The 23,162-nt window shown below is 71.5% G+C and carries 16 protein-coding genes, 1 tRNA gene and 1 pseudogene; 15 read left to right on the top strand and 3 right to left on the bottom strand.

Annotated elements, in window-relative coordinates; translation table 11 throughout:
* Positions 1-119 precede the first annotated feature (119 nt).
* A complete protein-coding gene (locus tag LCG91_RS08525; RefSeq protein WP_224441121.1) occupies positions 120-1,196 on the top strand; it encodes a VIT1/CCC1 transporter family protein in 1,077 nt (358 codons plus the stop codon).
* A gap of 62 nt (positions 1,197-1,258) precedes the next feature.
* Here LCG91_RS08525 and LCG91_RS08520 read toward each other — a convergent pair whose 3' ends face one another.
* Positions 1,259-1,798, bottom strand: a complete 540-nt coding sequence (locus tag LCG91_RS08520; RefSeq protein ID WP_224441120.1) for an HdeD family acid-resistance protein — start codon at positions 1,796-1,798, stop codon at positions 1,259-1,261.
* 158 nt (positions 1,799-1,956) lie between these two features.
* The gene (locus tag LCG91_RS08515; protein WP_224441119.1) at positions 1,957-2,487 is read right to left on the bottom strand and encodes a hypothetical protein; all 531 of its coding nucleotides are present in this window, start codon (positions 2,485-2,487) and stop codon (positions 1,957-1,959) included.
* Between the two features lie 149 nt (positions 2,488-2,636).
* Between LCG91_RS08515 and LCG91_RS08510 the strand changes: the two genes are divergently transcribed.
* The 6 genes from LCG91_RS08510 (at position 2,637) to LCG91_RS08485 (ending at position 7,142) form a co-directional block, all read left to right on the top strand.
* The gene (locus LCG91_RS08510) at positions 2,637-3,320 is read left to right on the top strand and encodes a response regulator transcription factor (protein WP_224441118.1); all 684 of its coding nucleotides are present in this window, start codon (positions 2,637-2,639) and stop codon (positions 3,318-3,320) included.
* The gene (locus LCG91_RS08505; protein WP_224443114.1) at positions 3,320-4,882 is read left to right on the top strand and encodes a sensor histidine kinase; all 1,563 of its coding nucleotides are present in this window, start codon (positions 3,320-3,322) and stop codon (positions 4,880-4,882) included. Before LCG91_RS08510 ends, LCG91_RS08505 begins: the two co-directional genes overlap by 1 nt.
* Positions 4,879-5,436 (top strand): MOSC domain-containing protein, encoded by a 558-nt coding sequence (locus LCG91_RS08500; RefSeq protein WP_224441117.1) that lies wholly within the window; start codon positions 4,879-4,881, stop codon positions 5,434-5,436. The genes LCG91_RS08505 and LCG91_RS08500 overlap by 4 nt, the downstream gene beginning before the upstream one ends.
* 41 nt (positions 5,437-5,477) lie before the next feature.
* Positions 5,478-5,558 (top strand) — tRNA-Leu (locus LCG91_RS08495).
* A 207-nt stretch (positions 5,559-5,765) separates the two neighbouring features.
* Entirely contained in the window at positions 5,766-6,371 is a 606-nt protein-coding gene (locus LCG91_RS08490) for an ANTAR domain-containing response regulator (protein ID WP_022903868.1), read from the top strand.
* Between the two features lie 300 nt (positions 6,372-6,671).
* On the top strand, positions 6,672-7,142 hold the full coding sequence (locus tag LCG91_RS08485) for a GNAT family N-acetyltransferase (protein ID WP_224441116.1): 471 nt from the start codon (positions 6,672-6,674) through the stop codon (positions 7,140-7,142).
* A 15-nt stretch (positions 7,143-7,157) separates the two neighbouring features.
* On the opposite strand, the gene LCG91_RS08480 is transcribed toward LCG91_RS08485, so the two are convergent.
* Positions 7,158-7,526 (bottom strand): PaaI family thioesterase, encoded by a 369-nt coding sequence (locus LCG91_RS08480; RefSeq protein ID WP_058730186.1) that lies wholly within the window; start codon positions 7,524-7,526, stop codon positions 7,158-7,160.
* A gap of 101 nt (positions 7,527-7,627) precedes the next feature.
* On the opposite strand from LCG91_RS08480, the gene polA reads away from it, so the two are divergent.
* The 8 genes and pseudogenes from polA to uvrC all read left to right on the top strand — a co-directional run bounded on the left by polA (position 7,628) and on the right by uvrC (position 23,129).
* Positions 7,628-10,300, top strand: a complete 2,673-nt coding sequence (gene polA, locus LCG91_RS08475; protein ID WP_224441115.1) for a DNA polymerase I — start codon at positions 7,628-7,630, stop codon at positions 10,298-10,300.
* Between the two features lie 374 nt (positions 10,301-10,674).
* Entirely contained in the window at positions 10,675-12,354 is a 1,680-nt protein-coding gene (locus LCG91_RS08470; protein ID WP_224441114.1) for a DUF885 domain-containing protein, read from the top strand.
* A 253-nt stretch (positions 12,355-12,607) separates the two neighbouring features.
* Positions 12,608-14,077, top strand: coding sequence for a 30S ribosomal protein S1 (gene rpsA / locus LCG91_RS08465; RefSeq protein ID WP_058727787.1), 1,470 nt, complete (start codon positions 12,608-12,610; stop codon positions 14,075-14,077).
* A gap of 89 nt (positions 14,078-14,166) precedes the next feature.
* Positions 14,167-14,769 carry a dephospho-CoA kinase gene (coaE, locus tag LCG91_RS08460; RefSeq protein WP_224441113.1) on the top strand — a complete coding sequence of 201 codons (603 nt, stop codon included), beginning with the start codon at positions 14,167-14,169 and terminating at the stop codon, positions 14,767-14,769.
* Positions 14,770-14,853: 84 nt separating this feature from the next.
* The gene (gene uvrB / locus LCG91_RS08455; RefSeq protein ID WP_175415968.1) at positions 14,854-16,938 is read left to right on the top strand and encodes an excinuclease ABC subunit UvrB; all 2,085 of its coding nucleotides are present in this window, start codon (positions 14,854-14,856) and stop codon (positions 16,936-16,938) included.
* A pseudogene (locus LCG91_RS08450) lies at positions 16,928-17,851 on the top strand (SDR family NAD(P)-dependent oxidoreductase). Before uvrB ends, LCG91_RS08450 begins: the two are co-directional and overlap by 11 nt.
* A 49-nt stretch (positions 17,852-17,900) precedes the next feature.
* Positions 17,901-20,969: an excinuclease ABC subunit UvrA gene (gene uvrA / locus LCG91_RS08445; RefSeq protein WP_224441112.1), complete on the top strand. Its 3,069-nt coding sequence runs from the start codon at positions 17,901-17,903 to the stop codon at positions 20,967-20,969.
* The gene (gene uvrC / locus LCG91_RS08440) at positions 20,970-23,129 is read left to right on the top strand and encodes an excinuclease ABC subunit UvrC (protein WP_224441111.1); all 2,160 of its coding nucleotides are present in this window, start codon (positions 20,970-20,972) and stop codon (positions 23,127-23,129) included.
* Positions 23,130-23,162 lie beyond the last annotated feature (33 nt).

The following is a 23,162-nucleotide window of genomic DNA, read 5'->3' as shown; positions in this document are numbered from 1 at the left end:
GGCGTCTCACAGTCACGGGGGCGTCTCATCGCGGCCGGGCGGCGGCCTCGACGTGCCGGAACCGGCCACCCGCGGTGCGGCGCGACCACGCGTCGAGGTGAGCGGGCAGGATCGGTGCCGTGAGCCTCCAGGACGACCGCCCCACCGCACCGACCGCAGCCGACGTCCGCCGCTGGCGCCGCTACCTGGCGGACGAGCGGGCCGAGGCAGCCGTCTACCGGAACCTGTCGACGCGCCGCTCCGGCGAGGAGCGCGAGATCCTCGCGGCGCTGGCCGAGGCGGAGGGACGGCACGAGCAGCACTGGCTCGACCTGCTCGGCGACGACGTCGGCCGACCGCTCCGCGGCAGTCTGCGCACCCGAGTCCTCGCCGCGCTCGCGAAGCGGTTCGGGTCGGTGTTCGTCCTCGCGCTCATGCAGCGCGCCGAGGACCGCTCGCCCTACGCCGACGACGACGACGCGACCGCACGCATGGCGGCCGACGAGCGGATCCACGGCGAGGTCGTCCGGGGCCTCGCGAACCGTGGTCGGATGCGCCTGTCGGGCACCTTCCGCGCCGCCGTGTTCGGGGCCAACGACGGACTCGTCTCGAACCTCGCGCTGATCATCGGCATCAGCGCCTCGGGTGCCGACCGGCACTTCGTGCTCCTCAGCGGCATCGCCGGGCTGCTCGCCGGCGCGCTGTCGATGGGAGCGGGGGAGTACGTGTCGGTGCGGTCGCAGCGCGAACTGCTCGACGCCTCCGCACCGCACCCCGAGGCCGGGCGGGCGGTCGCCGACCTGGACGTCGACGCGAACGAGCTCGCCCTCGTCTACCGTGCGCGGGGCATGGACGAGGCCGCGGCGCAGGAGCACGCGGCAGAGGTGCTCGGCGGTCGGACGGTCACCGCGGCCACCGCGGCCGACGAGCACGAGGCCGTGGGGAGCGGGACGAGCGCGGCCGTCTCGAGCTTCTGCTTCTTCGCCTCGGGTGCGATCATCCCGGTGCTGCCGTACCTGTTCGGGCTCGAGGGGTGGCCGGCGATCGTCCTCGCGGCCGTGCTGGTCGGCATCGCGCTCCTCGGCACCGGCGCGGTCGTGGGCGTGCTGAGCGGGGCCTCGCCGCTCAAGCGCGCGCTCCGGCAGCTCGCGATCGGGTTCGGGGCGGCCGTCGTGACCTACGGGCTGGGGCTGCTCTTCGGCACCGGGAGCGCGTAGCGTCGCCGCGGGCAGCAGTGCGACGAGGCACCCCGACGGTGCACGGCTGCGTTCGGTGCGCCTCAGCGGCGAGCAGCCGCGCGCGGCGGCAGCAGCAGGAGCGCCGCGGCGCCGACGACGACCAGGGCGATGCCCGAGAACACCGTGAACACCGTCAGTGCCAGTCCGGGAGCGACGAGCACGACCACACCGCCGATGAGCGAGAGCAGTCCGCTCACCACGGTCGGCAGTCGCGACGACCCAGGGTGCCCCACGAACGCGCCCACGAGCGCGGCGACGCCCTCGAGCAGGAACGCCACCCCGGCGAGCACGGCGTAGACCAGCAGCGGGACGGCCGGGTCGACGAGGGTCACCAGACCGGCGACCCCGACCAGGCTGCCGACGGTGCCCGACGTCCAGCGCCAGACGGCGGTCGTGCCGTGACCGCGCACGGCCGCGACGACACGCATCGAGCCCGCCGCGACCAGGTAGACGCCGAAGACGAGTGCGACGAGGACGAGGGACGGCTCGGGCCAGACCACGGCGACGATGCCGAGCACGATCGCGACGACGCCCGTGACCACGACGAACGCGCGGAACGACCGCACGGCACGAGAGTCCACGGGTGCCCCTTCCGCTCGGTCCGCGAGGTCACCGACGGTACCCGTGGCCGGCGGTCGGCGTCCGCGGTCGACCCCGGTCACGCCGGACGGGCCGGGAGGCGCGACGTGCGTCGACCGGTCAGCCGACGACGTGCGCCTCCCGCGCCCCTCCGCCTGGCTCAGGACCCCGAGGTCGGCGCGTGGGTGCCGGACCCGTCCGTGCCGCGGTCCTGGTCCGGCTGCGGCGGCTTCGGAGCGTCCGAACCCTTCGGCGGGGTCGGCGCGTCGCCGTCCTTCGGCGCCGGTGCCTTCTCGTCCGTCGGCGGCTTCGGCGCGTCGGATCCCGTCGGGGGCTTCGGTGCGTCGCCGTCCTTCGGCTTCGGTGCGTCGCCGGCTGCCGGCGGGGCAGCCACGCAGCCCGGGGCCGGAGCAGCGCCCTTCCCGGTGCCCTCGGTACCCGGTGCGACGGGTGCGCCCTTCGCGCCGGGCGTGGGAGCGCCGCTGGGTGCACCGCTCGGAGCGCCGCTGGGTGCTCCCGTCGGTGCGCTCGGTGCGCTCGGTGCGCCCGAGCCGTCGGCGACGGCCGCGGTCACGCCGAGTCCGCCGAGGAGCAGCGCCGCAGCGGCCGCGGAGCCGATGCCCACGCGACGCAGCGTGCGTCGACGACGGTCCGGAGCGGTGACGGGCTGGTCGTGTCGTTCGTCCTGCATGGTGTGCCTTCCGTGTCGGTGTCACCGGGCCGGGGCGGTCCGGCGACGAGGACGACGGTCGAGCTCGAATCTGAAGCAGGACTGAAGCACAGGGATCCTCCAGCGTCCTCCATGCTCCTTGCAGGCGGTGCCCACCTACCGTGTCCGCCGTGAACGCACCCGCACGTGTCCTGGTGGTCGAGGACGACGACTCCCTCCGCACCGCCGTCGCCGCGACCCTGCGCGCCGAGGGCTTCGTCGTGACCGAGGCGTCCGACGGGCGCTCGATCGCCGAGGACCTCGACCGTGGCGCCCCGGACCTCGTCCTGCTCGACTGGATGCTGCCCGGCCCGAGCGGCATCCTGCTCGCAGCGCGGGTCCGCACCCGGTCGGACGCGGCCGTGGTGATGATGACCGCGCGGGACGAGCTCGACGACCGACTGCGCGGGTTCGCCGAGGGGGCCGACGACTACGTGGTGAAGCCGTTCGCGATGGCCGAGCTCGTGGCTCGTGTCACGGCGGTGCTGCGGCGGCGCGGGAGGGTCCCTTCGGTGATCGAGGTCGGGGACCTGGTGCTCGATCCCGAGGGTGCGACCGTGCGGCGCGGGGGCGTCCTGCTCGACCTGACCGCCACCGAGTTCCGGCTGCTGCGGTTCCTCGCCGAGAGCCGGGGTCGAACGGTCTCGAAGGGGCAGATCACGACGCAGGTCTGGGGGTACGAGGACATCGCGCCGAACCTGGTCGAGGTCCACCTCAGTGCGCTGCGCCGGAAGATGGAGGCGCACGGGCCCCGACTCGTGCACACGGTGCGCGGGCTCGGGTACCGGCTCGCCGTGGACCGGGGTGCGGCGTGATGCCCGCGGGCGGTCGGCTGCGCACGACGTCGCTGCGGCTGCGCACCGTCGTCGCGGTCCTCGTGCTGCTCGCGGTCCTGCTCGCCGGGCTCGTCGTCGCGGTCGAGGCGGTGCTCGGCGCCCGGCTCCGCGCGCAGGTCGAGGACCGACTGCGGGACCGGGCCGCCGCAGCCGCCGCGCTCGTCGGGGTGCTCGACGCGGACGACCTGGCCGACCGCCTGTCGGCGCAGGGGCTCTCCGTGCGGATCGTGCAGCCCGACGGCGCCGCGGTCGAGGCCGGTCCGACCCCCGAGCAGCTGCGCTCGGGACCGCCGGACCCCGGAGGCCTGCCGGGACCGGCAGCGCGCGAGCGGTCCTCCGGGTCGACGGGCCCCGGGTCGTCGTCGGCCGGGTCGTCCGGCTCCGCCTCCGGGTCCGGTGCGGCGACGTCGGGCGCGTCCGTCGTGTCGTCCAGCGTGCGCGACGACGACGGTGTCCTCACGCTCCGGTCCGTCCTCGACGACGGCACCCGCATCACCCTGACCGCCGGGACGCGCGACGTGCAGGAGACCCTCGCGCAGCTCGCGTGGGTGATGGGCGGGGCCTCCGCGGCGTTCCTCGGGGTCGCCGTGGTCGGCGTCGTCCTGGTCGTCCGGCGGGCACTGCGCCCGCTCGACGAGGTCACCGCGACCGCGCGGTCCATCGCCGACGGCGACCGCGGTCGGCGTCTCCGGCCCGCGCGGACCGACACCGAGATCGGCCGCGTGGCCGTCGCGTTCGACGAGATGCTCGACGCCGTCGAGGGCGCGGAGGCCCAGGCCGTGGCCGCCGAGGAACGAGTGCGCGGGTTCCTGTCCGACGCCGCACACGAACTCCGCACGCCAGTTGCCGGAGTCCGCGCAGCAGCGGACACCCTCGTCCGGAGCGGCGGCGACGACCCGGCGACGACCGAGGTGCTCGCCGTGCACGTCGTGCGCCAGGCGGACCGGGCGGCCCGGCTCGTCGACGACATGCTCACGATGGCGCGGCTCGACCGCGGCATCGCCCTCGACCGACGGACGACCGACCTCGTCCCGTGGCTGCGTGCCGAGGTCGACCGGCTCGAGCTCCGGCTGCCGGGCGTCGCCCTGCACACCGAGCTGCCCTCGGGCGCCGTCGTCGCCGAGGTCGATCCGGACCGGCTGGCCCAGGTGCTCGGCAACCTCGTCGACAACGCTGCACGCGCCACCGGCGGGACGGGGACGGTGCGCGTGACGCTCGACGAGGACGACGGCGAGGCGGTCCTCGTGGTGGAGGACGACGGGCCGGGGATCCCCCTCGCGGACCGGGAGCGGGTGTTCGACCGGCTCGTCCGGCTGCAGGACTCCCGCGACGTCCGGTCCGGCGGCGCCGGGCTCGGACTGCCGATCGCCCGCGGCATCGCGACCGCCCACGGCGGCACCCTCGTCCACGGGGACGGCGGCACGCTCGGCGGTGCGCGGTTCGTGCTCCGCCTGCCCAGGCCGGACGGACCCACCGGCGCCGCGTCGGGAGCAGGTCGCGCTGTCGGTCGGGCTCCCGTGTCTGCCACGATGGAGACGTGAGCACTTCCCAGGACAACGCACGGGTCGTCGCGGTGAGCCGCGACGACGAGCACCGGTTCAGCAAGCCCGTCGTCGAGGAGATCACCCTCGTCGCCGGGTGGGGGGTCGAGGGGGACGCCCATGCCGGCACGACGGTGCAGCACCGGTCGCGCGTCGCCCGCGACCCCTCGCAGCCGAACCTGCGGCAGGTCCACCTGCTGCACGCCGAGGTGTTCGACGAGGTCGCGGCGGCCGGGCACGTGGTCGTCCCCGGGGACATGGGGGAGAACGTCACCACGCGCGGTGTCGACCTGCTCGGGCTGCCGACCGGGGCACTGCTCCACCTCGGGGACGAGGCGTGCGTCCGCGTGACGGGGCTCCGGAACCCGTGCCAGCAGATCAACGACTTCGACCCCGGGCTGCTGCGCGCGGTCCTCGGTCGGGCCGAGGACGGCTCGGTGGAGCGCAAGGGCGGTGTGATGGGCGTGGTCGTGACGGGCGGTGTGGTCCGTGCCGGCGACGCCGTCCGCGTCGAGCTGCCGGCGGGGGAGCCGCAGCCGCTGGTACCGGTGTGACGACCGGGGCCGGCTGACGGTCCTGCTAGCCTGGTGCCCTCGCGAGTGTGGTGGAACGGTAGACACGGGGCACTCAAAATGCTCTGCCTCACGGCGTGCGGGTTCGAGTCCCGCCACTCGTACAAGGTCGCTCACGGCGTGCGGGGCTGCGCACACCGAGCGTCCCGCCACTCGTACAAGGTCGCTCACGGCGTGCGGGGCTGCGCACACCGAGCGTCCCGCCACTCGTACAAGGTTGCTCACGGCGTGCGGGGCTGCGCACACCGAGCGTCCCGCCACTCGTACACAGCTGACGGAAGCCGCCCGCTCCGTCTAGTAGGCTCTCGGTCGTGAGTGACACAGAAGCAACCCCAGCAGCACCGCGTCGCGTCGTCGTCGCCGAGGACGAGTCGCTCATCCGTCTCGACATCGTCGAGATCCTCCGCGACAACGGGTTCGACGTGGTCGGCGAGGCCGGCGACGGTGAGACCGCCGTCCAGCTCGCGACCGACCTCCGCCCGGACCTCGTCGTCATGGACGTCAAGATGCCCCAGCTCGACGGCATCTCCGCTGCCGAGAAGCTCTCCAAGAACCACATCGCTCCGGTGGTCCTCCTCACGGCGTTCAGCCAGAAGGACCTCGTCGAGCGTGCGACCGAGGCCGGTGCCCTGGCCTACGTCGTCAAGCCCTTCACCCCGAACGACCTGCTCCCCGCGATCGAGATCGCCCTCTCGCGGCACCAGCAGATCATCACGCTCGAGGCCGAGGTCGCCGACCTGGTCGAGCGCTTCGAGACCCGCAAGCTCGTCGACCGTGCCAAGGGCCTGCTCAACGAGAAGATGGGCCTCACCGAGCCCGAGGCGTTCCGCTGGATCCAGAAGGCGTCCATGGACCGCCGCCTGACCATGCACGACGTCGCGAAGGCGATCATCGAGCAGCTCAGCGCCAAGAAGTAACGAGCACCCGCTCGCTCACGCGGAGAGCGCCGCCGGACCTGGTCCGGCGGCGCTCTCTGCGTTCCGACTCCGGCGGCCGTCGATGTGCGTGCATCCTGCGACACCGCACCGGTCGATCGACGCGCGCAGTGTCGGACGATGCGCCTGCATCGCATGCCCGTGCACCGTAGGACATCGCACCCGTCGAACGACGCGCGCGTTGTCGGAGACGGCTCGAGCGCGAGCGCGAGTGCGCGGCAGACCGCCGGACGGGAGGCGTGGGTCGGCCCCGCCGAGCCGGTGACCTGGCAGGGTGGGGACATGGACGACGTGGTGATCCGAGCCTCCCGACCGGCGGACATGTCGGCGGTCGCCGACCTGCGGTGGCGGTGGAGCGTCGACGAGGACGGCCGCGGGCCGACGGTGACCCGCGAGGAGTACCGCGAGGCGATGACCGCCTTCGCCGGCGAGCACGCCGACTGGCACCGGTGCGTCGTCGCGGAGCGGGGCGGTGTCGTGCTGGGGATGGCCTGGCTCGCGCTGAACGCCCGTCCGCCGGTGCCGCACCGGCCGCGGGGACGCGTCGCGGCCGAGCTGCAGAGCGTCTACGTGCACCCGGACCTGCGCGGCGGGGGCGTGGCGAACGACCTCGTCGCGGCGCTGCTCGACGTGGCGGACGAGGCCGGTGCGGAGCGCGTCGTGGTGCACTCGAGCGTCGTCGGCGAGCGGCTCTACCGGCGGCTCGGGTTCGGGGACGCGCGCCTGCTGCTGCAGCGACCGCCGGAGGACTGAGCGCGGTCGGTGGCCCTAGCGCCGCTCGCGGATCATGTTCGTGATCCGCACGGTCGAGCAGCGGCGTCCCTCGTCGTCGGTCAGGACGATCTCGTGGGTCGTCAGGGTGCCGCCGAGGTGGATCGCCGTGCAGGTCCCGGTGACGCGGCCGCTCGTGGCGCTCCGGGAGTGCGACGCGCTCAGCTCGATGCCGACGGCGTAGCGTCCGGGGCCGGCGTGCACGTTCGCGGCCATCGACCCGAGGCTCTCGGCGAGCACGACGTACGCGCCGCCGTGCAGCAGGCCGACCGGCTGGCGGTTGCCCTCGACGGGGATCGACCCGACGGCACGCTCAGCGCTCAGCTCGGTGATCTCCATGCCCATCTTCGTGGCGAGCTCGCCCATGCCGCGGTCGGCGAGCCGTTCGTCGACGGTTCCGGTGGTGGTCGCTTCGTCGGTCACGCGCGCAGGACTCCCGTGTCGGATGGCGTCGGTAGGCTGTCCGGGTGTCGGACTCCGCAAAGCCTACCCTCATGGTCATCGACGGCCACTCGCTCGCCTTCCGGGCCTTCTACGCGCTCCCGGTCGACAGCTTCGTGAACCGCGAGGGGCAGCACACGAACGCCATCCACGGCTTCATCTCGATGCTGCTCATGCTCCTCCAGCGCGAGAAGCCGACCCACCTGGCGGTCGCGTTCGACATCTCCCGGTTCTCCTTCCGCACGCGCGAGTACGAGGACTACAAGGGCACCCGCTCGGAGACCCCGCCGGAGTTCAAGGGCCAGATCCCGCTCCTGCAGCAGGCGCTCGAGGCGATGGGCATCACGACGGTCACGAAGGAGGACTACGAGGCCGACGACATCCTCGCGACCCTCGCCCGCCAGGGGTCCGAGCAGGGCTACCAGGTCTACGTCGTGTCCGGTGACCGTGACTCCATCCAGCTCGTCAACGACGACGTCACGCTGCTCTACCCCTCGGTGCGCGGCGTCTCTGAGCTCACCCGCTACGACCGCGACAAGGTGTACGAGCGCTACGGCATCGAGCCCCACCAGTACCCGGACATCGCCGCCCTCGTGGGGGAGACCAGCGACAACCTGATCGGCATCGACAAGGTCGGCGAGAAGACCGCGGTGAAGTGGATCACCGCGTACGGTTCGCTCGACGGGGTGCTCGAGCACGCCGACGAGATCAAGGGCGTCGTCGGCAACAACCTGCGCGAGCAGAAGGACCGGGCGATCCGGAACCGCAGGCTGAACCGGCTCGTCAACGACGTCGAGCTGCCCGTGGGCCCCGGCGACGTCGCGCTCCGACCGCTCGACGAGCAGGCGGTGCGCGACCTCTTCGCGAAGCTGCAGTTCCGCACCCTGCTCGACCGTGTGTTCAAGGTCGCGGGCACCGGCGAGCCGAGCGATTTGAGCGACGCCCCCGGTTCGGTCGACAGCGGCGCCCCCACCCCACCCAAGGTCACAACGGTCATCGACGAGGAGCTCGGCTACTGGCTCGAGCGCAAGGGCGCGAACGACGCCGAGAACGGGTTCGGCGTCGCGGTCGAGGTCATCGACGGCCGCCTCAGCGCGATCGGCATCGCCACCCACGACGACGCCGTCCTGGTGCCCGGCGGCAGCGGCGCGAAGGACTACGAGCAGCTCGCGGCGTGGTTCGCCTCCGACGCCCCGAAGCACTTCCACGATGCCAAGGCCGCGATCAAGGCTCTCGGCACGGTCGGCATCACCGTGAACGGCATCGCCGGCGACGCCCGCATCACCGGGTGGCTCGCACAGCCCGGCAAGCAGGGGCAGCCCCTCGCCGACCTCGTCTACCAGGAGCTCGGGGAGGAACTGCCGACTGCCGACCCGAACCAGCTCGTCCCCGAGACCGAGCCGGTGAACGTCGGCGTGCACGCCTGGTACGTCCTGCGCGTCGACACCGCCCTGCGCTCGCGGGTCGACGAGTCCTCGCTCCGTGTCCTCGACACGATCGAGCTGCCGCTCGTCCCGGTGCTCGCGGGCATGGAGACCATCGGTGTCGGCATCGACCGTCCCGTGCTGACCGGGCTGTCGCACGACCTGGGGGAGCGGGCCGCCGAGCTCGCGCAGCAGGCCTTCGCCGAGATCGGGCACGAGGTGAACCTCGGCTCGCCGAAGCAGCTGCAGGAGGTCCTGTTCACCGAGCTCGCGATGCCGAAGACCCGGAAGACGAAGACGGGCTTCTCGACCGACGCCGCGAGTCTCGCCGACCTGCAGGAGCAGCACCCGCACCCCTTCCTCGGCCTGCTGTTGCAGCACCGTGACGCGACGAAGCTCCGGCAGATCGTCGACACGCTCGACGCCGCCGTCGTCGACGGGCGCATCCACACCCGCTACGAGCAGACCGGCACGAGCACCGGCCGCGTCTCGTCGACCGACCCGAACCTGCAGAACATCCCGGTGAAGACCGCCGTCGGACGCCGCATCCGGTCGGCCTTCGCGGTCGCCGAGCCGTACACGACGCTCGTCACCGCCGACTACTCGCAGATCGAGATGCGCATCATGGCGCACCTGTCCGGCGACCCCGGGCTGATCCAGGCCTTCAACGAGGGCGAGGACCTGCACCGCTTCGTCGGCGCCCGCGTCTTCTCGGTCGAGCCTGCGGACGTGACGCCGGAGATGCGCACCAAGGTCAAGGCGATGTCGTACGGCCTGGCGTACGGTCTCAGCCCGTTCGGCCTGTCGAAGCAGCTCCGCATCGAGCAGTCCGAGGCCCGGACGCTCATGAACGAGTACTTCGCCCGGTTCGGCGCCGTGCGCGACTACCTCCGGGGCGTCGTCGAGCAGGCCCGCGAGGACGGCTACACCGAGACGATCTTCGGTCGCCGTCGTCCGTTCCCCGACCTGAAGAGCCCGAACCGCGTGCTGCGCGAGAACGCCGAGCGCGCCGCGTTGAACGCGCCGATCCAGGGCTCGGCCGCCGACATCATGAAGATCGCGATGCTCGGTGTCGACGAGGACCTGCGCGAGGGCTCGCTCGAGTCGCACCTGCTGCTCCAGGTGCACGACGAACTCATCCTCGAGGTCGCGCCCGGCGAGCAGGAGCGCGTCGAGGAGATCCTGCGGACGCGGATGGGAGCGGCCGCCGAGCTGAGCGTGCCGCTCGACGTCTCCGTCGGCGTCGGCCCGAACTGGGAGGCCGCGGCGCACTGAGCGCCGCGGTCCGAGCGCTGCGGACCTGAGCGCCACGGGTCGCGACGCGACCACCCCGGACGGGAGGCACGGTGCCAGCTGGCACCGTGCCTCCCGTCCGTCGTCCGTCGCCTCGCGCCGTGCTGGCGCCGAGACGCCGTGCTGGCGCCGAGACGCCGCCGGCTCGGCGAGACGCCGCCGGCTCGGCGAGACGCCGCCGGCTCGGCGAGACGCCGCCGGATCCGACGGCGTCTCGCTCAGAAGGGGGTGTCCCGCGTCGACGCCCCCGTCTCGCGGACCCGACGGCGCGGACCCGACGCCGGCGTCTCGCGTCGCCGCCCGCGTCCGGTGAGCAGGACCTCGGCCTGCGTCGCGCCGATCGGTAGGGTCGGACCATGAGCGAAGCCCGACCCGTCCGCCAGCCGTCCGCCGTCGACCGCGTCGCCGAGGACTGGGTGTCCACCCTCGTCGACCTCGACCCCACCGTCGCCACCTACATCGGTGTCCCGGGGCGCACCGACGGGTACGGCGACACCTCGCCCGCCGGTGCCGACGCGATGGCCGACGCTGCCCGCTCCGCCCGCCGCGCCCTCGACGCAGCCGAGGCCGCGGACGACGTGGACCGCGTGACGAAGACCGACCTCGGCGCGGAGCTCGACCTGGTCGTCGAGTCGCACGAGCGGAAGCTGCACCTGCGGAACCTCAACGTGATCGCGAGCCCCGCGCAGGAGTTCCGCGACGTCCTCGACCTGATGCCGACCGCGACGACCGACGACTGGCAGGACGTCGCCGGGCGCCTCCACGCGCTGCCGGACGCCCTCGAGGGCTACCGCGAGACCCTGCTGCAGGGCACGCGCGAGCAGGTCACGCCCGCGAAGCGACAGGTCGAGCTCATCGCCGAGCAGGCCGCGCGCAACGGCGCCGAGGACGGCTTCTTCCGGCAGCTCGTCGACGGTGCCACGCTCGAGGGCGGCGCGCCGGTCCCGGACGCGATCCGCGCCGAGCTGGTCCGCGGCGCCGAGGTCGCAGCCGCCGCCTACCGGTCGTTCAGTGGCTTCCTCGAGCACGAGCTCCTGCCGCTCGCGACCCCGGTGGACGCGGTCGGACGCGAGGACTACGAACTGCACTCCCGGCGCTTCCTCGGCGCGGTCGTCGACCTCGACGAGACGTACGAGTGGGGCATCGAGGAACTCGCCCGCATGCGTGACGAGCAGGAGCGCATCGCGGACCGCATCGAGTCCGGTGCCTCGGTGGCGCGCGCGATCGAGGTCCTCGACGCCGACCCCGCGCGGGTCCTGCACGGCACGGACGCCCTGCAGCGGTGGATGCAGGAGACGAGCGATGCGTCGATCCGGGCGATGGACGGCAAGTACTTCGACATCGCCGACCCGATCAAGCGCCTGGAGTGCCGGATCGCTCCGACGCAGGAGGGCGGGATCTACTACACCGGCCCGTCGGACGACTTCTCGCGTGCCGGTCGCATGTGGTGGTCCGTGCCGCAGGGTGTCACGGAGTTCGGCACCTGGCGCGAGAAGACGACGGTCTACCACGAGGGCGTCCCCGGACACCACCTGCAGATCAGCCAGGCGGTCTACAACCGCGGCGAGCTCAACACCTGGCGCCGTCAGCTCGCTGGTCCGTCCGGACACGTCGAGGGCTGGGCACTGTACGCCGAGCGGCTCATGGAGCAGCTCGGGTTCCTCGACGACGACGGCGACCGCCTCGGGATGCTCGACGGGCAGCGCATGCGGGCGGCCCGCGTGGTGCTCGACATCGGCGTGCACCTGCAGAAGACGAACCCCGACGGCGGCGGCTGGACGTGGGAGTACGCCCTCGACTTCATGGGGCAGAACGTCAACATGGCGCCGGAGTTCGTGCAGTTCGAGGTCGCCCGGTACTTCGGGTGGCCGGGACAGGCTCCGTCGTACAAGGTCGGGCAGCGCGTCTGGGAGTCGATCCGCGACGAGCTCGCCGCCCGCGAGGGCGCCGCGTTCGACCTGAAGGCGTTCCACCACCGCGCGCTCGCGCTCGGCGGCGTCGGCCTCGACACGCTCCGGAGCGCGCTGCTCGGCTGACCCGACCCGGGCGCCGGCAGCGGTGCACCGGCCAGGAGGCGCGCGGCGGCCCCGCCACGTGCCTCCTGTCCGTCGGGCGTCACCGGGCGACACGCCCGGTTGTCTGCGCGGACGCGCACCGGTTAGACTCGATCGGCGCAATCCGCGCCACCACACACACCGCTGCGACGGCTCGCACCTGCGACAGGTGCGGACCAGGGGTCGCTCCCTCGCCGTCACGGCCCGACTCATGTCCGTTCGGAGCAATCTCTACATGACAACCACCACGACCAAGGCTCCCAAGCAGGTCGCCATCAACGACATCGGCTCGGCTGATGACTTCCTGGCCGAGGTCGAGAAGACCCTGAAGTTCTTCAACGACGGAGACCTCATCTCCGGCACCGTCGTGAAGATCGACCGCGACGAGGTCCTCCTCGACGTCGGTTACAAGACCGAGGGTGTCATCCCCTCGCGCGAACTCTCGATCAAGCACGACGTCGACCCCAACGAGGTCGTCGAGGTCGGCGACGAGGTCGAGGCCCTGGTCCTCCAGAAGGAGGACAAGGAAGGTCGCCTCATCCTGTCGAAGAAGCGTGCGCAGTACGAGCGTGCGTGGGGCGACGTCGAGAAGATCAAGGAGTCCGACGGTGTCGTCACCGGCACGGTCATCGAGGTCGTCAAGGGCGGTCTCATCGTCGACATCGGCCTCCGTGGCTTCCTCCCGGCCTCGCTCATCGAGCTGCGTCGCGTCCGCGACCTGACCCCGTACCTGGGCCAGGAGCTCGAGGCGAAGATCCTGGAGCTCGACAAGAACCGCAACAACGTGGTCCTCTCGCGCCGCGCCCTGCTCGAGCAGACGCAGTCCGAGTCGCGCACCACCTTCCTCAACAACCTCCACAAGGGCCAGGTCCGCAAGGGCATCGTGTCGTCGATCGTCAACTTCGGTGCGTTCGTCGACCTGGGTGGCGTCGACGGTCTCGTCCACGTCTCCGAGCTCTCCTGGAAGCACATCGAGCACGCCAGCGAGGTCGTCGAGGTCGGTCAGGAAGTCACCGTCGAGATCCTCGAGGTGGACCTGGACCGCGAGCGCGTGTCGCTCTCGCTCAAGGCCACGCAGGAGGACCCGTGGCAGGTCTTCGCCCGCACCCACGCGATCGGTCAGATCGCGCCGGGCAAGGTCACGAAGCTCGTGCCGTTCGGTGCCTTCGTCCGCGTCGCCGACGGCATCGAGGGTCTCGTCCACATCTCGGAGCTCTCGAACAAGCACGTCGAGCTCGCCGAGCAGGTCGTCTCCGTCGGTGACGAGGTCTTCGTCAAGATCATCGACATCGACCTCGACCGTCGCCGCATCTCGCTCAGCCTCAAGCAGGCGAACGAGGGCGTGGACCCGGAGGGCACCGAGTTCGACCCGGCGCTCTACGGCATGCCGACCGAGTACGACGACCAGGGCAACTACAAGTACCCCGAGGGCTTCGACCCGGAGACCAACGAGTGGCTCGAGGGCTACGACACCCAGCGCACCGAGTGGGAGGCCCAGTACGCGGCCGCCCAGTCGCGCTGGGAGGCCCACAAGGCGCAGGTCGCGAAGACCATCGCCGACGAGGAGAAGGGTGGCTTCGACCTCCCCGCCTCGGCCTCGAGCTCGTCCTCGTCGTCCTTCTCGAGCGAGTCGAACGGTCAGGGCACCCTGGCCGACGACGCCTCGCTCGCGGCGCTCCGCGAGAAGCTCAGCTCGAACAACTGATCGAGCGGGTCGCACGTCCCGGAAGCCCGGCATCCCTGATGGGGTGCCGGGCTTCCGGCGTTCCACGACGTGCTGGGTAGCCTGGTGCGGTGCGCATCATCGGTCTGACAGGCGGCATCGCCGCGGGCAAGTCCACGGTCTCCCGGCGCTGGGCGGAGCACGGCGCGGTCGTCGTCGACGCCGACCAGCTCGCGCGGCAGGCGGTCGCGCCGGGCAGCCCAGGGCTCGCCCGCGTCGCGGAACGGTTCGGGACGGGTGTGCTCGCGCCGGACGGCTCGCTCGACCGCCCCGCCCTCGGGAGCATCGTGTTCGCCGACGCCGCCGCCCGGAAGGACCTCGAGGCGATCACCCACCCCGAGGTCTGGCGCCTCGCGCAGCAGGCGTTCGACCGGGCCGAGGCGGCCGACCCCGGCGCCGTCGTCGTGTACGACGTCCCGCTCCTCGCCGAGGCGCGGGACAGTCGGCCGATCCGGTTCGACGCGGTCGTGGTCGTCGACGCCCCCGCGGCGCAGCGGGTCGAGCGGCTCGTCGCGCACCGGGGGCTGCCCCGTGACGAGGCCGAGCGACGGGTGGCCGCCCAGGCGTCCGACGCGGAGCGACTCGCGCTCGCGGACCACGTCGTCGACGCCACCGGCTCGCTCGCGGACACCCTCCGGTCGGCGGACGAGGTGTGGGAGCGCATCGCCGGGTGAGCCGGTCCGGCGCCGTCGCGCTCGCGCTCTGCTGTGGGCGATCAGGGCCGCACGGTGTCAGGGGTCCCGACTACCGTGGTCAGCATGGCAGTGTCGATCGAGCCCACCCGGGCGATCCGTCCCTTCGAGGTGATCAGCGAGTACTCGCCGAGCGGTGACCAGCCGGCGGCGATCGCCGAGCTCGCCGGCCGGATCAACGCCGGTGAGACCGACGTGGTGCTCCTCGGTGCGACCGGTACGGGCAAGTCGGCGACGACGGCCTGGCTCATCGAGCAGGTGCAGCGTCCGACGCTCGTGCTCGCGCACAACAAGACCCTGGCCGCGCAGCTGGCGAACGAGTTCCGCGGGCTGCTGCCGAACAACGCGGTCGAGTACTTCGTCTCGTACTACGACTACTACCAGCCCGAGGCGTACGTCCCGCAGACGGACACCTTCATCGAGAAGGACTCGTCGGTCAACGCCGAGGTCGAGCGACTCCGCCACTCGACGACGAACTCGCTGCTCAGTCGTCGCGACGTCGTGGTGGTGTCCACGGTGTCCTGCATCTACGGCCTCGGGACGCCGGAGCAGTACATGAACGCGTCGATCGCGCTGCACGTCGGCCAGACGATCTCGCGCGACCAGCTCGTCCGCAAGTTCGTCGGTATGCAGTACCAGCGGAACGACGTCGACTTCGCGCGGGGCACCTTCCGCGTGCGCGGCGACACCATCGAGATCATCCCGATGTACGAGGAGCACGCGATCCGCATCGAGATGTTCGGTGACGAGATCGAGGCACTGACCTCGCTGCACCCGCTGACGGGCAGCGTCATCGCGGACCTGCCCGGTGTCTCGATCTTCCCGGCGTCGCACTACGTGGCCGACACCGACGTGATGCACCGGGCGATCGAGCGCATCAAGGACGAACTGGCCGAGCGGCTCGCCGAGCTCGAGGGCCAGGGCAAGCTGCTCGAGGCGCAGCGGCTCCGGATGCGCACGACGTTCGACATCGAGATGATGGAGCAGATCGGGTTCTGCTCGGGCATCGAGAACTACTCGCGGCACATGGACGGGCGTGATGCGGGCGAGGCGCCGCACTGCCTCATCGACTACTTCCCGGACGACTTCCTCATCGTCATCGACGAGTCGCACGTCACCGTGCCGCAGATCGGCGCGATGTACGAGGGCGACGCGTCCCGCAAGCGCACCCTGGTCGAGCACGGGTTCCGCCTGCCGAGCGCCCTCGACAACCGACCGCTGACGTGGGAGGAGTTCCTCGAGCGCGTCGGTCAGAAGGTCTACCTGTCCGCGACCCCGGGCAAGTACGAGCTCGGCGTGACGGACAGCGTCGTCGAGCAGATCATCCGTCCGACCGGCCTGGTCGACCCGGAGATCGTGGTGAAGCCGAGCGACGGCCAGATCGACGACCTGCTCGAGGAGATCAAGCTCCGCGTGGAGCGTGACGAGCGGGTGCTCGTCACGACCCTCACCAAGCGGATGGCCGAGGAGCTCACGGACTTCCTCGGGAACGCGGGGGTCCGCGTGCGGTACCTGCACTCGGACGTCGACACCCTGAAGCGCGTCGAGCTGCTGACCGAGCTGCGCCAGGGCGTGTACGACGTGCTCGTCGGCATCAACCTGCTCCGGGAAGGTCTGGACCTGCCGGAGGTGTCCCTCGTGGCGATCCTCGACGCCGACAAGGAAGGGTTCCTCCGCTCGTCGACGTCGCTCATCCAGACGATCGGTCGTGCCGCCCGCAACGTGTCGGGCCAGGTGCTCATGTACGCCGACAAGATCACCGACTCCATGCAGCAGGCCATCGAGGAGACCGATCGGCGTCGCGAGAAGCAGGTCGCGTACAACCTCGAGCACGGCATCGACCCGCAGCCGCTCCGCAAGAAGATCGCGGACATCACCGAGGTGCTGCAGCGCGAGAGCGATGACACCAAGGCGCTGCTCGAGGGTCGTCCGGCCGCCGACGGCCGTCGGTCGCCCACGCCGAACCTGCGCCGCGAGGGCATCGCCGGCGAGGGCGCGACCCAGCTCGAGGCCACCATCGCCGACCTCAACGACCAGATGCTGCAGGCCGCGGCCGAGCTCAAGTTCGAGCTCGCGGCACGGCTCCGTGACGAGGTCCAGGACCTGAAGAAGGCGCTGCGCCAGATGGAGTCCGCCGGGCATGTCCGCTGACACCCCGGAGCCGGGGCGGCGCACCGTCGTCGTCACGGGTGCGAGTGCCGGGCTCGGGTACCACGCGGCGGAACAGCTCGCGGCGCAGGGACACCGCGTGGTGCTCGCGACGCGCAACCCGGACCGCGGGGGCGCTGCCGAGCGGAGCATCCGGAAGCACGTGGACGACGCCGACCTGGTGCACCTGCACCTCGACCTCGCCGACCTCGGCAGCGTCCGCTAGGCAGCCTCGGAGTTGCCGGGACTCGGGCCGGTGCACGCGCTCCTCAACAACGCCGGCGTCGTCGGGTCCGCCCGGCCGCAACGCACGGCGCAGGGGTTCGAGCTGCAGGTCGGGACGAACCACCTCGGGCACTTCGCCTGGACGGCCCTGGCACTGCCCGCGCTCGACCAGGACACCGGTCGGGTCGTGCACCTCGGTTCCATCGCGCACCGCTTCGCCACGCTCGACCGTACCGACCCCCTCGCGGTCGGCCGGTACGAGGGGCACCGGCAGTACAGCAGGAGCAAGCTCGCGGTGATGCTGTTCGGCTTCGAGCTCGCGCAGCGGCTCGGTGACGCGGGTTCGCGGATCCGCAGCGTCGTCGCGCACCCGGGACTGGCACTCGACGCCGCCGCACCGCCCCGCCCGGACGTCGCTCCGACGCGCTCGGAACCGGCGTGGATGCGCGCGGGATCGGGCTGGGTGGCGCAGGGCAAGGACGCCGGGGCGTGGCCGCTCGTGCACGCCGCGGTGGGCGACGGTGTCCGCTCGGGGGAGTACTGGGGGCCCGGCGGTCCGCTCCAGTTCGCCGGATCGCCGACCCTGGTGCCCGCGCGTCCGCGCGCGCACGACCGGACCGTCGCGGCGCGACTGTGGACGGCCAGCGAACGGGTGACGGGTGTCACGTTCGCTCTCGACGCACTCGGGTAGCCCGCCACGCCCGGACGGATGTCGGTGCTGCTTCGTAGAATCGTCTGCGATGACCATCACCTCTGACCGCGGAACCGCGACCCCGGGCCGGAACGCCTTCGGCGAGCCCGCAGACCTCCACATCCCCGGCGGAACGGCGCCGCACAGCACCTCGACGCTCAGCGTCCGGGGGGCTCGCGTCCACAACCTGCGCGACGTCGACCTCGAGATCCCGCGCGACTCGCTCGTCGTCTTCACGGGGCTGTCCGGGTCGGGCAAGTCCTCGCTCGCCTTCGACACGATCTTCGCCGAGGGCCAGCGTCGCTACGTGGAGTCGCTCTCGGCGTACGCGCGCCAGTTCCTCGGCCAGGTGGACCGCCCCGACGTCGACTTCATCGAAGGGCTCTCCCCGGCGGTCTCGATCGACCAGAAGTCGACGAACCGCAACCCGCGCTCGACCGTCGGCACGATCACCGAGGTCTACGACTACATGCGCCTGCTCTGGGCGCGCATCGGTGTCCCGCACTGCCCCGTCTGCGGTGAGGTCATCAGCAAGCAGAGCGTGCAGCAGATCGCCGACCAGCTCATGGAGTTCGAGAACGGCACGCGCTTCCAGGTGCTCGCGCCGGTGATCTCGAAGAAGAAGGGCGAGTTCGTCGACCTCTTCCAGGAGCTCGCCGCCTCCGGCTACGCCCGCGCGATCGTCGACGGTGAGCGGGTCCAGCTGAGCGACCCGCCCAAGCTGAAGAAGCAGGTCAAGCACGACATCTCGGTGATCGTCGACCGCCTCGTCGCGAGCGACGACATCCTCGGCCGCCTCACCGACTCCCTCGAGACCGCCCTGCGGCTCACGGGCGGCACCGTGGCGATCGACCTGGTCGACCACGAGGGCCCCGGTGCGGTCCGGACCTACTCCGAGAACCTCTCCTGCCCGAACAACCACCCGCTCGCCCTGACCGAGATCGAGCCCCGCACGTTCTCGTTCAACGCCCCCTTCGGTGCCTGCCCCGAGTGCTCGGGACTCGGGACGCGCATGTCCGTCGACCCGGACCTGGTGCTCGGCGACCCCGAGGCGTCGCTGCGTGACGGCGTGCTGCTGCCCTGGACCGGCACGAGCGGGCTGTACTCGTACTTCGAGAAGCTCCTCGCCGGACTCGGCAAGGACCTCGGTTTCAGCCTCGACACCCCGTGGAACCAGCTCGACCCCACCGTGCAGGCCGCGATCCTGACCGGCAAGGACTTCCAGGTCTCGGTGTCGTGGAAGAACCGCTTCGGCCGCGAGATGCGGTACACGAGCGGCTTCGAGGGCGTCATGCCCTACATCGAGCGCAAGTTCGCCGAGGCCGAGTCGGACTCGCAGCGGCAGCGCTTCCAGGGCTACCTGCGCGAGGTGCCCTGCCCGGTGTGCGACGGCACGCGCCTCAAGCCCGAGGTCCTCGCGGTGACGGTCGACGGCCGCAGCATCGCCGACGTGACCGACATGTCGCTCGACCAGGCCTACGGCTTCATGGAGGAGCTCACGCTCACCGAGCGCGAGGCGCACATCGCCGCCGCGGTGCTCCGTGAGATCCGGGCGCGCCTCGAGTTCCTGCTCGAGGTCGGCCTCAACTACCTCACCCTCGCGCGCGGGGCCGGCGGTCTCTCCGGCGGCGAGGCCCAGCGCATCCGGCTCGCGACGCAGATCGGCTCGGGGCTGACCGGCGTGCTCTACGTTCTCGACGAGCCGAGCATCGGTCTGCACCAGCGCGACAACCGTCGACTCATCGACACGCTCGTCAAGCTGAAGGACCTCGGCAACACGCTCATCGTCGTCGAGCACGACGAGGACACCATCCGCACGGCCGACTGGGTCGTCGACATCGGACCGGGCGCCGGCGTGAACGGCGGCAAGGTCGTGCACTCCGGCTCGTACGAGGGCATCATCGAGAACCGCGAGTCGGTGACGGGTGACTACCTCGCCGGTCGGCGTGCGATCGAGGTGCCGGCGGAGCGTCGGAAGGTCAACCCGAAGCGCGTCATCAGCGTCCAGGGTGCGCGGGCGAACAACCTCAAGCAGGTGGACGTCGACTTCCCGCTCGGCGTCTTCACCGCGGTCACCGGTGTCAGCGGCTCCGGCAAGTCGACCCTGGTGAACGACATCCTGTACAAGGTGCTCGCGAACCAGCTCAACGGGGCACGGCACATCGCCGGCAAGCACACCCGCGTCAAGGGCCTCGACCAGCTCGACAAGGTCGTGCACGTCGACCAGGCGCCCATCGGCCGTACGCCGCGGTCGAACCCGGCGACCTACACGGGTGTGTTCGACCGCATCCGGCAGCTGTTCGCCGAGACGCCCGAGGCGAAGGCCCGCGGCTACCAGCCCGGTCGGTTCAGCTTCAACGTCAAGGGCGGTCGCTGCGAGAACTGCTCCGGCGACGGCACGATCAAGATCGAGATGAACTTCCTGCCCGACGTGTACGTCGCGTGCGAGGTCTGCGGCGGTGCCCGCTACAACCGCGAGACCCTGCAGGTGCACTACAAGGGCAAGGACATCTCCGAGGTCCTCGACATGCCGATCAGCGAGGCGGCCGAGTTCTTCGAGCCGATCTCCGCGATCCACCGCTACATGGCGACCCTCGTCGACGTGGGCCTCGGCTACGTGCGCCTCGGGCAGAGCGCCACGACGCTCTCCGGCGGCGAGGCACAGCGCGTGAAGCTGGCGACGGAGCTCCAGCGCCGCTCGAACGGCCGGACGGTGTACGTGCTCGACGAGCCGACGACCGGTCTGCACTTCGAGGACGTCCGGAAGCTGCTGCTCGTGCTGCAGAGCCTGGTCGACAAGGGCAACACCGTCATCACGATCGAGCACAACCTCGACGTGATCAAGTCCGCGGACTGGCTGGTCGACATGGGGCCCGAGGGCGGCGCCGGCGGCGGCACGGTCCTGGCCGTCGGGACCCCCGAGCACGTGGCTGACGTCCCCGAGAGCCACACCGGCGTCTTCCTGCGCGAGATCTTCGACGCGCAGGACGCCCGTGTCGGCAAGGAGCAGGCCGTCGGCGCACGGCAGGCGACCCAGAAGCAGCAGGGCACCGCGCAGCACGGTACGAAGCAGCAGGGCACGAAGCAGCAGGGCAAGCAGAAGGCGGGTGCTCGGTAGGTGGCGGACACCGTCTCCTGGCGGCCGAAGGCGGGGGAGATCCCGACCGACCCAGGCGTCTACCGGTGGCGTGACGAGGCCGGCCGGGTGCTCTACGTCGGCAAGGCGAAGAACCTGCGTGCCCGGCTGAGCAACTACTTCGCCCCGCTGCCGACCCTGCACGAGCGCACCCGGCGCATGGTGCTCACGGCTCGGAGCGTCGAGTGGACCACGGTCGGCTCCGAGATCGAGGCCCTGCAGCTCGAGTACACCTGGATCAAGGAGTTCGACCCGCCCTTCAACGTCAAGTTCCGGGACGACAAGTCGTACCCGTACATGGCCATCACCCTGGGCGAGGAGTCGCCGCGGGTGATGGTGACGCGCAACCGGAAGATCAAGGGCGCGAAGTACTTCGGGCCCTACCCGAAGATCTGGGCGGTGCACGACACGATCGACCTGATGATCAAGGTCTTCCCGATCCGCACCTGCTCGGACTCGTCGTACAAGAAGGCGATGCAGACGGGCAAGCCGTGCTTCCCCGGGCAGATCGGCAAGTGCGGTGGCCCCTGCTCGCAGAAGGTCACGATCGCGGAGCACCGGGCGATCGTCGAGGAGTTCGTCCGCTTCATGGGCAGCTACGACCGCCGGGTGATCACCACCCTGCGACAGCGCATGGCCGCGGCGGCCGACGCGATGGACTACGAGCAGGCCGCGAAGTACCGCGACCAGGTCGGTGCCCTCGAGGCGGTGCTCGAGAAGTCGGCCGTCCTCCTCCGCGACTCGGTCGACCTCGACCTGTTCGGCGTCGCCGAGGACGAGCTCGCGGCCGCCGTGCAGCTGTTCTCGGTCCGCGGCGGCCGCATCCGCGGTGTCCGGGGCTGGGTGGTCGACAAGGAGCTCGACATCAGCACCGGCGACCTCGTCGAGCAGATCGTCCAGGGCCAGTACGCGACGAGCGACGACGTCCCGCGCGAGGTCGTCGTCCCCGAGCTCCCCGAGGACGCCGAGGCGCTGCAGCAGTGGCTCGGCGAACGGCGCGGTGGGCGCGGCACGAAGCTCAGCACCGCGCAGCGCGGCGACCGAGCGGGGCTGGCCCGGACGGCTGCGCAGAACGCCGCGCAGGCGCTCATGCTCTACAAGACGAAGCGCAGTGCCGACTACACGACGCGGTCGGCCGCCCTGGCGGACATCCAGGACGCCCTCGGCATGACCGAGGCCCCCCTGCGCATGGAGTGCTACGACATCTCGCACCTGCAGGGCACGAACGTCGTCGCGTCGATGGTGGTGTTCGAGGACGGGCTCCCGCGGAAGGACCAGTACCGCCGGTACACGATCGCCGAGACGACCGACGACACCGACAGCATGTACCAGGTGCTGTCCCGCCGTCTGGCGCGCCTCGACGAGGACGCGTCGGTCCCTGACGTCCCGGACGCCACCAGCGACGAGGTCGTCGAGGGCACGAAGCCGACGAAGCGCTTCGCGTACCGCCCGCAGCTGCTCATCGTCGACGGCGGGCAGCCGCAGGTGCAGGCGGCGAAGCGGGCGATGGACGAGGCCGGGGTGCACGACATCGCCCTGGTCGGCATCGCGAAGCGCCTCGAGGAGCTCTGGCTCCCCGACGACGACTTCCCGGTGATCATGCCGCGCAACTCCGAGGCGCTCTTCCTGATCCAGCGGATCCGTGACGAGGCGCACCGCTTCGCTATCACGCACCAGCGGACCCGGCGGAAGCGCGATGTCCGGTCGCAGCTGTCGGAGATCCCGGGGCTCGGCCCGACGCGGGTGAACGCCCTCCTCAAGCACTTCGGGTCGGTGGCGCGCCTGCGTGAGGCGACGGCGGAGCAGATCGCCGAGGTGAACGGCGTCGGCCCGGCCACGGCGGCGGCGGTCGTCACGAAGCTCGCGCAGACGCCCCGGAGCGCACCGGAAGCCGATGCGTCGGCGGCCAGCGCACCCGACTCGGATGCACCCGGCACGGACGCGCCACGGACGGGCGCGGCCCTGGCGAGTGCACCGAGCGCGCCGGCGACCAGCGCACCGGGACCGGCCACGGCGGTCGACCCGGACACGCGCGGGGTGACCGAGCTGACGGAGCCGAGCCGTGCCTCCCGGCCGGTGGCACCGACGGGACCCGTCCGCGTCCCCGCCGTCTCCGACGACGGACCGTCCCGTCCCCGGTGACCCGCGCCGCCCCGGACGGGGGACGGTAGCCTG

The sequence above is a fragment of the Curtobacterium sp. TXMA1 genome, from assembly GCF_020162095.1.
Taxonomy (GTDB): Bacteria; Actinomycetota; Actinomycetes; order Actinomycetales; family Microbacteriaceae; genus Curtobacterium.
This window is presented reverse-complemented; position numbering and strand designations above follow the sequence as displayed.